8 protein-coding genes and 2 pseudogenes are annotated in these 13,034 nt (G+C 71.4%); 6 read left to right on the forward strand and 4 right to left on the reverse strand.

Features of this window, described 5'->3' with window-relative positions; all coding sequences use genetic code 11:
* Nucleotides 1-223: 223 nt before the first annotated feature.
* The 3 genes from ACFYWS_RS08495 (at nt 224) to ACFYWS_RS08505 (ending at nt 5,532) form a co-directional block, all read left to right on the forward strand.
* On the forward strand, nt 224-2,677 hold the full coding sequence (locus tag ACFYWS_RS08495; protein ID WP_389271253.1) for a helicase-associated domain-containing protein: 2,454 nt from the start codon (nt 224-226) through the stop codon (nt 2,675-2,677).
* Nucleotides 2,678-2,776: 99 nt separating this feature from the next.
* The gene (locus tag ACFYWS_RS08500) at nt 2,777-3,130 is read left to right on the forward strand and encodes a hypothetical protein (RefSeq protein ID WP_389271256.1); all 354 of its coding nucleotides are present in this window, start codon (nt 2,777-2,779) and stop codon (nt 3,128-3,130) included.
* The gene (locus ACFYWS_RS08505; RefSeq protein ID WP_389271259.1) at nt 3,127-5,532 is read left to right on the forward strand and encodes a caspase domain-containing protein; all 2,406 of its coding nucleotides are present in this window, start codon (nt 3,127-3,129) and stop codon (nt 5,530-5,532) included. Before ACFYWS_RS08500 ends, ACFYWS_RS08505 begins: the two co-directional genes overlap by 4 nt.
* 212 nt (nt 5,533-5,744) lie before the next feature.
* Here ACFYWS_RS08505 and ACFYWS_RS08510 read toward each other — a convergent pair whose 3' ends face one another.
* Together ACFYWS_RS08510 and ACFYWS_RS08515 are read right to left on the reverse strand one after the other, a co-directional pair.
* On the reverse strand, nt 5,745-6,068 hold the full coding sequence (locus tag ACFYWS_RS08510) for a helix-turn-helix domain-containing protein (RefSeq protein ID WP_389271262.1): 324 nt from the start codon (nt 6,066-6,068) through the stop codon (nt 5,745-5,747).
* Nucleotides 6,068-6,435, reverse strand: a pseudogene (locus ACFYWS_RS08515) (type II toxin-antitoxin system RelE/ParE family toxin). Before ACFYWS_RS08515 ends, ACFYWS_RS08510 begins: the two are co-directional and overlap by 1 nt.
* Nucleotides 6,436-6,477: 42 nt before the next feature.
* Between ACFYWS_RS08515 and ACFYWS_RS08520 the strand changes: the two are divergent.
* Both ACFYWS_RS08520 and ACFYWS_RS08525 read left to right on the forward strand, forming a co-directional pair.
* Nucleotides 6,478-6,726, forward strand: a pseudogene (locus tag ACFYWS_RS08520) (WYL domain-containing protein); the annotation flags it as partial.
* A 63-nt stretch (nt 6,727-6,789) separates the two neighbouring features.
* Nucleotides 6,790-8,433 carry a DNA repair helicase XPB gene (locus ACFYWS_RS08525; RefSeq protein WP_389271265.1) on the forward strand — a complete coding sequence of 548 codons (1,644 nt, stop codon included), beginning with the start codon at nt 6,790-6,792 and terminating at the stop codon, nt 8,431-8,433.
* Here ACFYWS_RS08525 and ACFYWS_RS08530 read toward each other — a convergent pair.
* Nucleotides 8,391-9,548: a glycosyltransferase 87 family protein gene (locus ACFYWS_RS08530; protein ID WP_389271268.1), complete on the reverse strand. Its 1,158-nt coding sequence runs from the start codon at nt 9,546-9,548 to the stop codon at nt 8,391-8,393. The genes ACFYWS_RS08525 and ACFYWS_RS08530 overlap by 43 nt on opposite strands.
* Before the next feature lie 140 nt (nt 9,549-9,688).
* A complete protein-coding gene (locus ACFYWS_RS08535; protein WP_389271271.1) occupies nt 9,689-11,944 on the reverse strand; it encodes a heavy metal translocating P-type ATPase in 2,256 nt (751 codons plus the stop codon).
* 182 nt (nt 11,945-12,126) lie between these two features.
* On the opposite strand from ACFYWS_RS08535, the gene ACFYWS_RS08540 reads away from it, so the two are divergent.
* Nucleotides 12,127-12,990 carry a hypothetical protein gene (locus tag ACFYWS_RS08540; RefSeq protein ID WP_389271274.1) on the forward strand — a complete coding sequence of 288 codons (864 nt, stop codon included), beginning with the start codon at nt 12,127-12,129 and terminating at the stop codon, nt 12,988-12,990.
* Nucleotides 12,991-13,034: the final 44 nt, after the last annotated feature.

A 13,034-nucleotide genomic window follows, 5' to 3' on the forward strand; every position in this document is an offset into this window, starting at 1 on the left:
TAGCCCCTGCGCCGATTGAGCAGCGCCGCAGGAGTTGAACCATCAAGCCCCTGCACCGATTGACCAGCGCCGCAGGGATTGAACTATCAGGCCCCTGCGGCGATTGAGCAGCGCCGCAGGGGTTGGTCTATCGAGCCCCTGCGGCGATTGAGCAGCGGGGTCCGGGGCGGAGCCCCGGGGCCGTAACGGCGGTGCCGCGCGGTGGGGCCGATAACGTGGGTGGATGAGCGACGAGCAGACGACCGCCGCAGCACCCCGCTCCCTCGCGGAAGCGCTCCGCGCACGCGACGACGGGTCCCTCGCGGCGCTCCTGCGCGCCCGCCCCGACCTGCTCGGCCCCGTGCCGAACGACATGACGCAGCTCGCCACCCGCGCCGGCACCCGCGCCTCGGTGATCCGCGCGCTCGAACGGCTCGACCGGTACACGCAGCAGGTGGCGCAGGCCCTCGCGGTGGCCCCCGACCCGACGACGTACGCAACGCTGCGGACCCTCCTTCCCGGTGAGGGCTCCGCCGCCGCGCTCCCCCGCGCCGTCGCCACGCTGCGCGGCCAGGCCCTCGCCTGGGGCGGCGACGACCAGCTGCGCCTCGTCCGCACCGCCCGCGAACTGCTCGCGCCCACCCCCCAGCACCCGTCGCCGACCGGCCTCGGCCCGACCGTCGCCGAGGTCACGTCCGGGATGTCGCCGGGGCGTGTGCAGGAGATCGTCGCGGCGGCGGGCCTGCCGTCGACGCACGACCCGGTGTCGGCCGTGGCCGCGCTGACCGGCCTGTTCACCGACCCGACCCGGATGTCGGCGCTGCTCGACGAGGCACCGGCCGAATCCATCGACGTGCTGAACCGGCTGGTCTGGGGCCCGCCGTACGGCCAGGTCACGGCCCAACCGGCGGCGCACCTGCGGTGGTTGCTCGACCGCGGTCTGCTCGTGCCGACGAACCCCGGCACCGTGGTGCTGCCGCGCGAGGTGGCGCTGCATCTGCGCGGCGGCCGCGCCCACCGCGCACTCGAACCGCTCGCGCCTCCCGTACGGGAGAAGGCGGCGCACCGTCCACAGGTTGTGGACGCCGCGGCCGCCGCCGAGGCGTACACGGCGGTGTCGACCGTCGAGGAGCTGCTGAAGGACTGGGACGAGGGCGGGCCCGCCGTGCTCCGCGCGGGCGGCCTCAGCGTCCGCGACCTCAAGCGCACCGCCGTGGCCCTCGACAGCACCGAGCAGACCACCGCGTTCTGGGTCGAACTCGCTTACGCGGCAGGCCTGTTGGCCCCCGACGGCGAGGCCGACGAGCGGTACTCCGCGACCCCCGCGTACGACGAGTGGGTGCTGCTGCCGCCCGCCGAGCGCTGGGAGCGGATCGCGGCGGCGTGGCTGCCCGCGACCCGCACCGCGGGCCTGGTGGGCGGCCGCGACAGCAAGGACAGAACGCTGTCCGCGCTCGGCCCGCACCTGGACCGTTCAGCCGCTCCCGAGGTACGGGGCCGGGTCCTCGCCCTGCTGCTCGACGAGCTGCCCGAGGGCGCCTCCCCCGAACCCGACTCCGTGATCGAGCGCCTCACCTGGGAGCGCCCTTCCCCGGCCGCCCTCGACCTGCGCACCCGCCTCGCCCAGTGGACGCTCGCCGAGGCCGAACTGCTGGGCGTCACCGGCCGCGGCGCCCTCTCGGCGCACGGCAGGGCGCTGCTCCAGGCCCCGGACGACGACCACGCCGCCCCGCACCCCCTCACCCCCGCCGAAGCGGCCCTCACCGCGGCCCGCGCCGCGAAGCTCCTCGCCCCGCTGCTCCCCGAGCCGCTCGACCACGTCCTCCTCCAGGCCGACCTCACGGCGGTCGCGCCCGGCCCCTTGGAGCGCCCGCTCGCGGACGCCCTCTCCGTCATCGCGGACGTCGAGTCAAAGGGCGGCGCCACCGTCTACCGCTTCACGCCGGGCTCGGTGCGCCGCGCGCTCGACTCCGGCCGCACGGCATCCGACCTGCAGACCTTCCTCACCGAGCACTCCCGTACGCCCGTCCCGCAGCCCCTCGCCTACCTCATCGACGACGTCGCCCGCCGCCACGGCCACCTGCGGATCGGCGCGGCCTCCGCGTACGTACGCTGCGACGACGACACCGTGCTCGGCGAGATCCTGGCGGACAGGCGGTCCGCGCCGCTGCGCCTGCGCCGCGTGGCACCGACCGTCCTCGCGGCCCAGGCCGACCCGGGCACGCTCCTCGAAGGCCTGCGCTCCATGGGCTTCGCCCCGGCCGCCGAGACCCCCGAGGGCGACGTCATGATCGCCCGCGCGCACGCCCACCGCACCCCGCCCCGCACCGCGCCCGCCCCGGTCCCCGACGGCCCGCCGCTGCCCGACGACACGCTCATCGACGCGGCGCTGCGGGCGATCCGCGCGGGCGACGCCGCCTCCACCGCCCCCCGCAAGCAGGCCCCCGCCCACCCCGGCAACGGCGAGCTGCCGCGCACCGGATCCGCCGAGACCCTCGCCACGATGCAGGCCGCGGTCCTCACCGGCGAGGCCCTCTGGATCGGCTACGTCAACGCGGAGGGCGCCGCGAGCCAGCGCGTCATCGCCCCCGTCCGCGTCGAGGGCGGCTTCGTCACGGCGTACGACCACACGGCCGACGAGGTCCGCACGTATCCGCTGCACCGGGTGACGGGGGTGGCGGAGCTCTCCGAGCAGTAGTCCCGCAAGTGATCCCAACTCCCTTTCCCACCACAGCTTTCCGTCTAAGGTAAGGGGAACGGTCGGCATGGGTGGCAGCGGTGGGCGGGGAGGGCTGCGATGCGGGTGCGCATCAGTTCCGAGAGCAACGAAACACTGCGTGATCTGTACGTCTGGCTGCGCCAGGACGACGACGTCAGACGGACCGCCGACGTACGCTTCGCACCCGTCCCTCCGGGCAGCGGGACCATGGGCGTCACCGATTACATCAACGTTGTCTGCTCAGCACTGAGTGCGCTGCTGACCGCCTACTCGACCTGGCGCGCCACCCGGCCGAGCGCCCCTCCTGTCCAACTCAACGTGAACGACAGCACGGTGGTGCTCGGCAACCTCTCCCCGCAGGAGCTGCGCCGGATTGCCGAGCGACTGGAGGCGGACGAGGCCGCTGGCACACCCCCCGAGCCCGGATCGTGACCGGGCCGTCCGGCCTCCCCTCGCCAGCGGCGTCACGCGCAGTACTGATCGGCGTCAGCGCATACGAACAGCTTGAGCCGCTGCCGGCCGTCGGCAACAACCTCAGAGACCTGAAGCACGCTCTCGGCGACGCCCGGCTGTGGGGGCTGCCGCGGGAGAACTGCACGGTCCTGCACAACCCGCGCTCCGTGGAACAGGTCCTGGACGCCGTGCACACGGCCGCAGCCAAGGCCGAGGACGCGCTCCTGGTGTACTTCGCGGGGCACGGCATCGTCTCCCCCAAGGGCGACCTATGCCTGGCGCTCCCATCGTCCAGTCACGAGCGTCTCTACAGCGCGGTCCGCTACGACCTGGTTCGCCATGAACTCGTGGACGAGTCCAGAGCCCGGCAGCGCCTGGTCGTCCTGGACTGCTGTTACAGCGGACGGGTACTCGAGGGCTACATGGGCGCGGACCTGGCGGAGCACACAGTCGTGGAGGGCGCGAGCGTCCTGACCGCCTCGTCCGCGACCCAACTGGCGCTCGCCCCATTGGGCGAGAAGCACACGGCCTTCACCGGCGAGTTGCTCCGCGCCCTGAGTGAGGGCGTTCCCCACGGGCCCGACCCGCTGACAACGCACGCCCTGTACCGACACCTGGACCTGGAACTGCGCGCACGGGGCTACCCCTCTCCCCAGTACCGGGCACGCAACGGCGGCGCGGACATCGCTCTGACGCACAACCGCTGGACCCCGCCCCCGGAGCGCGCCCAACCCGAGCCAGCGCGGGAGAGGCATTCCATGCGTGGGTGGGACGAGTGGGCACAGTGGCGATGGGCGCCGTCCGCCCGACGGTGGCGGCCGCCGTTGTGGGAACCTCTGGACCGGCTGCTGCCTCAGAACAGGCGCCTGAGGGTGGGCCTGGCGCTGTGCCTCCCCCTGGTCCTGGTGGCCACTCTGCTGACCGCCTACGGCCCGTTCCTGGGCGGACGGTCCTGTCCTGAGTCCATGGAGACCACATCCGGCGGATGCGTCGGCATCTCGGACGGCTCCTACGCCTTTCCCGGGCTGGAGGACATTTCGCGACGGATTCTGGAGGAGAACAAGCGGGTGTCAGTCGGCGCCACTTCCGCCACAGTTTCCCTCGCGCTCGTCACGCCCATGACCTTCGGCGCCGGCGAGAAGACAAACTCCTCGTCCGAGCCCCAGCTGGCGTCGGCCCGGCGCAAACTCGAGGCCGCGTACCTAGCCCAGCTGCGCGCCAACCGGGGCCCCGGAGACCTTCGGTTCCGCCTGCTCCTCGGCAATCCGGGCCCGTCCGCGACGAGCCTGCCCGCGCTGTTCGAGGACCTCACGAACTTGCCCAAGAGCAGGGAGGCCCTGCGCGCGGTCATCGGATTCGATGCGGGCACCTCTTCCGAGCAGGATGCGGTCCGGGCGCTTCTCGGGCGCGGAATCCCGGTGGTCAGCTCCGACCGCCACCCGCTGTACGAGCCGGTGAACACCATCACGCCGGACGGCTACGCCCGTGTACTGCCCAGCTTCGACGAACAGATGCGGGCCATGAGCAAGGCTCTCAACGGCATCCGCTCCGACCGCTCCGTCATGGTGACGGCGCAGGAGTCGCACGACTTGTACTCGGCGGGACTGCGGAAGACGTTCTCGGCGGCCGTGAAGGGCACACCCTTCCCCGAGCAGTTCTACGCTCCCTCCGCCGCCGACGCGTCGAAGGAGCTGGGGCGCCGTCTCGCGACGATCGCGGACTCCGTGTGCAGGCGCGACGACATCGAAACCGTCTACTTCGCGGGCCGGTCGGCACACCTGCGTACGTTCCTGAACTCCGTGGCCGACAGTGTGGAATGCGTGAGCCGGAAGATCCAGGTCGTCAGCGGGCCGAACGCCGCGGAGCTGGCCACGGATGAGCACCTCGACCGCTCCTCCCTGAACCGGCAGGGCACCATCAACGTGACGTACCCGGCGGGCTTCCACCCCGACTCCTGGCGGGGGCCGTCCGCGCCCGCAACCGGCGGGTCCACGGAGCCGCTGGACGGACTGCTCTCCTTCGCCCGTGAAACCTACGACCGGTCGTACAGCACGGCCGAGCTGGCCGACAGCACCTTGGCCGGCACGTACGACGCGGTGCTCACGGCGATCACAGGCATCGGCTCCGCCGAGGCACCCGCGGGCGGCCGGCCCCGGATCGACGCGGTCACCAGGGCCTGGACCCGCCTGCACGGTGCGTCGAAGGTCACCGGGGTCACCGGCTGGATCTGTCTCGACGCGCACGGCCTCCCGTGGAACAAGGCGGTCCCCGTGGTCCGCCTCGACTTCTCAAAAGGACGGCCGATGCCCCGCCTGACCACGGTGGCCTGGCCCGAGGGAAAGCCGCCCGCCGCGTCCTGTACTGCGCCCGCGCAGCGGTGAGCCGTGCGGAGCTTGAAGTGATGGACGCCCGGGTGTCCACCGAGCTGCGGCGTCCGCTGCGGGCGGGCACGGGTCGTGGTGCTGCGTCACCTCCTGGAGTTCGAAGCCGTCGGGAGGTACGGGAGTTGCTGCACGATCACGGGTACCTACTCAGCACATGACCGGGCGAGCGGTGAGTACCTCTGAGCCGACGCACGGAAACTGATCCAGCGCTACGCGGCGCGCGGCGTGAACGTGACGCGGGAGTCACTCTCGTCGATCGCAAGATTCAGCGAACCTTCCAGCGCCTTAGCCAGGCGCCGCAGGAGCGGAAGCGTGGGTACCGTGTCGCCGCCTTCCGTCCGGGACACCTGCGGCTGCGTCATCCCCGCCCGCTCGGCCAGCTCGGCCTGGGAGAGACCGAGCTCGACGCGGCGGTCGTAGACCGCCTGCCCCAGGTCGCCTGCCAGCCGCGCGTCGACGTACTCCTGGTCGAACTCCACCGCCTCTCCGGCAAGCTGCCGAGCCCGGCGCGTCTTCCACGTGCTGTGATTCATCAGATCTCCCTGCGCCGCTCGTAGGTGTGCTCTGCCCTGCCGTGCTCGTCCTCACAAACCTTCTGCGCATGGTGAGCTCGCTCGACTTCCGCGGCCTCGCGCATCTTCGTCTTCCGGAACACCGTCAACAACACGATCCGCTTCGCCGGAGCGAGCCAGTACGGGATCCGTACAGCCTCGCCGTCCAGTTCGAACCGCAGCTCGCGCAGCTTGCCGCCGAGGTGGCGGGAGTACGGCTCTCCCAGTGTCGTCGGGGCATCAAGCAGACGGTCCGTCTTGTCCTCCACCCGCCGGTACAGCCGGAACGGCAGCAGGTCCAACCAGCCCCTTACTTCGGCTCGATCTCGATCTCCCACTGCCCCGTCATGCAATCAAAGGTATATGCACTCGATTGCATGGGCAAGGCTCTCCCCCCGGCAACGGCGAGCTGCCGCGCACCGGATCCGCCGAGACCCTCGCCACGATGCAGGCCGCGGTCCTCACCGGCGAGGCCCTCTGGATCGGCTACGTCAACGCGGAGGGCGCCGCGAGCCAGCGCGTCATCGCCCCCGTCCGCGTCGAGGGCGGCTTCGTCACGGCGTACGACCACACGGCCGACGAGGTCCGCACGTATCCGCTGCACCGGGTGACGGGGGTGGCGGAGCTCTCCGAGCAGTGACGCCACCCGCCTGCCGGGATGCGGCACACTGGACGTTTGGCCCGTGCGGAAGGAAGTGCGTACGTGAACGGTCCACTCATCGTCCAGAGCGACAAGACCCTGCTCCTTGAGGTCGATCACGAGAAGGCCGACGCCTGCCGCCGGGCCATCGCCTCGTTCGCCGAGCTGGAGCGGGCTCCCGAGCACATCCACACCTACCGGGTGACGCCGCTCGGGCTGTGGAACGCGCGGGCCGCCGGGCACGACGCGGAGCAGGTCGTGGACGCGCTGGTGGAGTTCAGCCGGTACCCCGTGCCGCACGCGCTGCTCGTCGACATCGCCGAGACGATGGACCGCTACGGCCGCCTCACACTGAGCAAGCACCCGGCGCACGGGCTTGTGCTCACGTCCACGGACCGCCCGGTCCTTGAGGAGATCCTCCGCTCGAAGCGGGTCCAGCCGCTGGTCGGCGCCCGCCTCGACGCGGACACCGTCGCCGTGCACCCCTCCGAGCGCGGCCAGATCAAGCAGACGCTGCTGAAGCTGGGCTGGCCGGCCGAGGACCTCGCCGGGTACGTGGACGGCGAGGCGCACGAGATCGCGCTCGACGAGGCGGAGTGGTCCCTGCGCCCGTACCAGAAGCAGGCCGTGGAGAACTTCTGGCACGGCGGGTCCGGTGTCGTCGTCCTCCCCTGCGGCGCGGGCAAGACGCTCGTCGGCGCCGGGGCGATGGCCGAGGCGAAGGCGACCACGCTCATCCTCGTCACGAACACCGTCTCGGCCCGCCAGTGGAAGCACGAGCTGGTGAGGCGGACGTCGCTGACCGAGGAGGAGATCGGCGAGTACAGCGGTACGCGCAAGGAGATCCGCCCGGTCACCATCGCCACGTACCAGGTCCTGACGACGAAGCGGAAGGGTGTGTACCCGCACCTGGAGCTGTTCGACTCCCGCGACTGGGGCCTCGTCGTCTACGACGAGGTGCACCTGCTGCCCGCGCCGGTCTTCAAGTTCACCGCCGACCTTCAGGCGCGGCGGCGTCTCGGTCTGACCGCGACGCTGGTGCGCGAGGACGGGCGCGAGTCGGATGTCTTCTCGCTCATCGGCCCGAAGCGGTTCGACGCTCCGTGGAAGGAGATCGAGGCGCAGGGGTACATCGCGCCCGCGGACTGTGTCGAGGTCCGCGTGAACCTCACGGACTCCGAGCGGCTCGCGTACGCCACCGCGGAGGCCGAGGAGAAGTACCGCTTCTGCGCGACGACCGCGACGAAGCGGAAGGTCACGGAGGCGCTGGTCCGCAAGCACCAGGGCGAGCAGACCCTGGTCATCGGCCAGTACATCGACCAGCTCGACGAGCTGGGCGAGCACTTGGACGCGCCGGTCATCAAGGGCGAGACGACGAACGCGGTGCGCGAGAAGCTCTTCGAGGCGTTCCGGCAGGGCGAGATCAACGTTTTGGTCGTCTCCAAGGTCGCGAACTTCTCCATCGACCTGCCGGAGGCGACGGTCGCGATCCAGGTGTCCGGTACGTTCGGCTCGCGCCAGGAGGAGGCGCAGCGGCTCGGCCGGGTGCTGCGGCCGAAGGCGGACGGGCACGAGGCGCGCTTCTACTCGGTCGTCGCCCGGGACACCATCGACCAGGACTTCGCGGCGCACCGGCAGCGGTTTCTGGCGGAGCAGGGGTATGCCTACCGGATCGTCGACGCGGACGAGCTCCTGGCGGAGAGCTGACCCGTCGTCCTGCCGGGTACCGGTGCCGCGTGAGCATGGCCGTAGGCCCAGAGCATGGTGCAGGCGAGCAGGGCGTACGGGGCGGCCAGTGGCTGTTGCCACCAGGCGAGGTGGAGGTCCAGGTTCCCCTGGTGCGGCAGCAGCCACATGGTGCGGGCCGTGAAGAGGGCTCCGAGCAACCAGGCCGTACGGCGCCGCCCCTCCGCCCACACCACCGCGATCAGCGGCACGCACCACACCCAGTGGTGCGACCAGCTGATGGGTGAGACGAGCAGTGCCGTGAACGCCGTGAGCACCACCCCGTGGGACTCGCTGCGCGCCCGCCGCACCGCCACGTACAGCCCCGCCACCGCGACGAACCCGGCCAGCACGGCCCACAGCAACCCCGGTTCGGCGTCGTGCAGCACCCGCGCGATCAGCCCCTGCAAGGACTGGTTGTCGACGATCCACGCCTTGCCGACCCGCCCCGTCTCGTAGAGCCGCCGCGTCCAGAACTCCCCACTGGCGTACGGCAGTACGAGCGCGCCCACCACGACGGTGCCGACGAACCCGGCCACCGCGTGCGCCACCTCCCGGCGCCGGCCCGCCAGGAACAGGTACACGATGAAGACGGCGGGCGTGAGCTTGATGCCGGTCGCGATGCCGAGCGCGAGGCCCTTGCGGGACGCGCCGGGCGGCCGCCCCAGGTCCCACAGGATCAGGCACGCCAGCGCGAGGTTGATCTGCCCGAACAGCACCGTCTGGAAGACCGGTTCGAGCCACAGCGCGAGCGCGGCGACCACGCACACCGCCGCCCACGACACCCGCAGCCCCGCGAACCGGCACGACAGCCGGACCAGGACCACGACCAGCGCGAGGTTGCCGACGAGGAAGACACCCTTGAGCACGGCCACCGGCACCCACGCCGCCGGCACGAACAGCAGCGCCGCGAACGGCGGGTAGGTGGCCGGGAGTTGCCACTCAGTGACAGTGAACCCATACAGATCGCCTCCGCCGGCGAGCACGGCGGCGCCCTCGGCCCGATAGACGAGAACGTCCGCTATGGGAGCGGACTGGAGGCCACAGAGGGCGAGGAACGCGGTCACGGAGACGACGAGAAGGACACGGGCAGTCACGCCACATGACGCTACGTCACCCCCCTGCGCAACCACGCCATTCAAGCGCCTGCGGCGGGTGAGCCGATCAAGCCCCTGCGGCGATTGAGCAGCGGGGTCCGGGGCGGAGCCCCGTGGGTGTGACCCCGCTGCGGCGCAACTCAGAAACCCGCCCGGAACCCCCGTAGCCGCAGGCTGTTCCCCACCACGAACACCGACGAGAACGCCATCGCCGCCCCCGCGATCATCGGATTCAACAACCCCGCCGCGGCCAGCGGAACCGCCGCCACGTTGTACGCGAACGCCCAGAACAGGTTCGACCGAATCGTGCCCAGGGTCCTCCGCGACAAGCGGATCGCGTCGACCGCCGCCCGCAGATCACCCCGTACGAGCGTGAGGTCACCCGCCTCGATCGCCGCATCCGTCCCCGTGCCCATCGCGAGCCCGAGGTCCGCCTGCGCGAGCGCCGCCGCGTCGTTGACGCCGTCGCCGACCATGGCCACCGAACGCCCCTCGCCCTGAAGGCGCTTGACGACGTCGACCTTGTCCTGCGGAAGGACCTCCGCGATGACGTCCGCCGGATCCGTGATGCCGACCTCCGCCGCCACGGAACGGGCCACCGCCTCGTTGTCCCCGGTCAGCAGCACCGGCCGAAGGCCGAGTCCGCGCAGCCGCCGGACGGCCTCCGCACTGGTCTCCTTCACCGCGTCCGCGACCTCCAGAACCGCGCGCGCCTCACCGTCCCAGGCGACCGCGATCGCCGTACGCCCGGCCTCCTCGGCCTCGGCCTTCGCCTGCGCGAGCGCCTCCGGGAGGTGGATCTCCCACTCCTTGAGCAGCTGCTCCCGCCCGACCAGCACCGCGTGCCCGTCCACGACACCTTGGACGCCGAGCCCCGCGACGTTGACGAAGTCCTCGGGTGTCGGCAGCGCGCCGACCTCCTCCGCCGCCCCCGCCGCCACGGCCCGCGCGATCGGGTGCTCTGACGCGTGCTCCAACGCCCCGGCGAGGCGCAGCACTTCGGCCCGCTCCACGCCCTCCGCGGTGTGCGCGCCGAGCAGTGTCATACGTCCGGTGGTGACGGTCCCGGTCTTGTCGAGGACGATCGTGTCGACCTTGCGGGTGGTCTCCAGGACCTCCGGGCCCTTGATGAGGATGCCGAGCTGGGCCCCGCGGCCCGTGCCCACCATCAGCGCGGTCGGCGTCGCGAGGCCGAGGGCGCACGGGCAGGCAATGATCAGTACGGCGACGGCAGCGGTGAACGCGGCCGTCCACCCCTCCCCGTTGCCCAGCCAGAAGCCGAGCGTGGCGACGGCGAGGGCGATGACGACCGGGACGAAGACCGCGGAGATGCGGTCGGCGAGACGCTGCGCGGCGGCCTTGCCGTTCTGCGCGTCCTCCACCAGCCGTGCCATCCGGGCGAGTTGGGTGTCTGCGCCGACCCGGGTGGCCTCGACGACGAGGCGTCCGCCGACGTTCAGCGTGGCCCCGGTGACCGCGTCGCCCGCCGCGACCTCGACCGGCACGGACTCGCCGGTGAGCATGGAGGCGTCCACCGCGGAGGTGCCGTCGACGACGGTGCCGTCCGTGGCGATCTTCTCTCCGGGTCGTACGAGGAAGAGGTCGCCGGTCTTCAGCTCGGCCACGGGGACGGTCTCTTCGCGCTTGCCGTCACGGATGACAGTGACGTCCTTCGCGCCGAGTTCGAGGAGCGCCTTGAGCGCGGCGCCCGCCTTCCGCTTCGAGCGCGCCTCGAAGTAGCGGCCCGCGAGGATGAAGGCAGTCACTCCGGCGGCGGCCTCCAGGTAGATGTTCCCGGCTCCGTCGCTGCGCCCGATCGTCAGCTCGAAGGGGTGCGTCATGCCGGGCTCGCCGGCCGTGCCGAAGAACAGTGCCCACAGGGACCACAGGAACGCGGCCGACGTGCCGACCGAGATCAGCGTGTCCATCGTCGCGGCCCCGTGCCGCGCGTTCGTGAACGCCGCCTTGTGGAAGGGCCAGGCCGCGTACGTGACGACGGGCGCGGTGAGCGTCAGAGACAGCCACTGCCAGTACTCGAACTGGAGGGCGGGGATCATCGCCATGGCGACGACCGGGGCGGCGAGCACGACGGCGGTGATCAGCCGCTGGCGCAGCGGCCGGAGTTCGTCGTCCTCCTCGGGCGCCTTTGCCTCCTGGGCGGGCGGGGCGGGTTCTTGTGCCGTGTAGCCGGTGGCCTCGACGGTGGCGATCAGGTCCGCGACCTCGACGCCGCCGTCGAAGCTGACCTTGGCCTTCTCGGTCGCGTAGTTGACGGTCGCCTCGACGCCGTCCATCCGGTTCAGCTTCTTCTCGATGCGGGCGGCGCACGACGCGCAGGTCATGCCGCCGATGGCGAGTTCCACCTGCGCGGGTGGGGCGACGGTGTGCGCCGACATGATGCCTCCTCGGTGAACGGGTACCCGGGGCGGGTACCCCTCAATGAGATCCATTTATACCCCTAGGGGGTACCAATCGCAAGGTTGGTCCCGGCTTGACTTTATACCCCTCGGGGGTATGTTCATGAGCACGGAGACCTACGGAGACGCCTACAGGGCTCACGGAGACTCAAGGAGTCGTCATGCGTACCGGACTGAAGATCACCGCCTTCGCCGCCGCCGTCGCCGCCACGTTCGGGACCGCTTACGGAGTGGGCAGCGGCGTCTCGCCCGTGACCGCCGAGAAGCAGCCGGCTGCGGAGCACGGCGGGCACGCGGAGCCGGCGGAGGCACCGAAGACGGATGTCGTGCCCGGCGGGCTACAGGTGTCCGAGCGCGGCTACTCGCTCGACCTGGAGAAGGACCGGCTGCCCGGCAAGAGCGGCGAGCTGCGCTTCACCATCCGCAAGGACGCCACCGGCAAGCCCGTGACCTCGTACAAGGAGGAGAACACCAAGGAACTGCACCTGATCGTCGCCTCGCGGGACCTGACCGCGTACCGGCATCTGCATCCCGTGCGCGCCGCCGACGGGACGTGGTCCACACCCGTCTCGCTGCCGAAGGCGGGTGACTACCGCGTCTTCGCGGACTTCACGCCGCAGGGCGAGAAGAAGGGGCTCACGCTCGGCGCGGGCCTGGGGGTCGCCGGGACGTACGCGCCCGAGCCGCTGCCCGAGCACGCGGCGCGGGCGAGCGTGGACGGCGGCTACGAGGTGCGGATCGAGGGGGCGCTGCGGCCGGGCGCCTCGCGCGAGCTGACGCTCGACGTCTACAAGGACGGGCGGCCCGTCACCGATCTGGAGCCCTACCTCGGCGCGTACGGGCACCTGGTCGCGCTGCGCTCCGGCGACCTGGCGTACCTTCACGTTCACCCGCACGACGGCAGGCCGGGGCCGGAGATTTCCTTCACCGCGACCGCGCCGAGCGCGGGGACCTACCGGCTCTTCCTGGACTTCAAGCACGACGGGGAGGTCAGGACGGCTGCGTTCACGGTGCACGCGGCGTAAAGTGAGCCCGATATTGGACTAGACCTGTCTGGGCCCATCGCCGG

The organism is Streptomyces sp. NPDC002795, from assembly GCF_042888725.1.
In the GTDB taxonomy this organism is placed as follows: domain Bacteria; phylum Actinomycetota; class Actinomycetes; order Streptomycetales; family Streptomycetaceae; genus Streptomyces.

Excerpts from the sequence above, each read along its gene's own strand:
- ACFYWS_RS08495 (WP_389271253.1), top strand. The coding sequence starts at position 224 with ATGAGCGACGAGCAGACGACCGCCGCAGCACCCCGCTCCCTCGCGGAA.
- ACFYWS_RS08500 (WP_389271256.1), top strand. The coding sequence starts at position 2,777 with ATGCGGGTGCGCATCAGTTCCGAGAGCAACGAAACACTGCGTGATCTG.
- ACFYWS_RS08510 (WP_389271262.1), bottom strand. The coding sequence starts at position 6,068 with ATGAATCACAGCACGTGGAAGACGCGCCGGGCTCGGCAGCTTGCCGGA.
- ACFYWS_RS08535 (WP_389271271.1), bottom strand. The coding sequence starts at position 11,944 with ATGTCGGCGCACACCGTCGCCCCACCCGCGCAGGTGGAACTCGCCATC.
- ACFYWS_RS08540 (WP_389271274.1), top strand. The coding sequence starts at position 12,127 with ATGCGTACCGGACTGAAGATCACCGCCTTCGCCGCCGCCGTCGCCGCC.